At 76.4% G+C, this 475-nt stretch carries 1 protein-coding gene; it reads right to left on the reverse strand.

The window, feature by feature from the left end; all coding sequences use genetic code 11:
* Window positions 1-475 (reverse strand): ATP-binding cassette domain-containing protein (locus tag M3196_RS21760; protein WP_251324373.1); only part of this gene is annotated, 475 nt, incomplete at both ends.

A 475-nucleotide genomic window follows, 5' to 3' on the forward strand; every position in this document is an offset into this window, starting at 1 on the left:
GTCGCGCACGCGCCGCGCGCTCAGTTCGTCGAGGCTCGCGGTCGGTTCGTCGAACATCAGCACCGGCGCCCGCGCGAGCAGCGCACGCGCCAGGCACGCCCGCTGGCGCTGCCCGCCCGACAGCAACTGCCCGCCCGGCCCCACGTCGGTGTCGAGACCGTCCGGCAGGCGCTCGGCGTCGCGCAGCAGGCCGACCGCGTCCAGCGCGGCGCGCAGCTCGGCATCGGTCGCGTCCGGTCGCCCCATCCGCACGTTCCACGCGAGGCTGCCGCGAAACAGCCCGTTGTCCTGGAACACGAGGTTGCGCGTCGCGGCGAGCGTCGCCTCGCTCAGGTGCCGCACGTCGGCGCGGCCGAGCAGCACGCGCCCGGCGCACGGATCGTCGAGCCGCGCGAGCAGGCCGAGCAGCGTGCTCTTGCCCGCGCCCGTGGGGCCGACGATCGCGACGAAGCCGCCCGCCGGACAGTGCAGGTCG

Origin of the sequence: Fictibacillus nanhaiensis, from assembly GCF_023715445.1 — a bacterium.
Taxonomy (GTDB): domain Bacteria; phylum Bacillota; class Bacilli; order Bacillales; family Fictibacillaceae; genus Fictibacillus; species Fictibacillus nanhaiensis_D.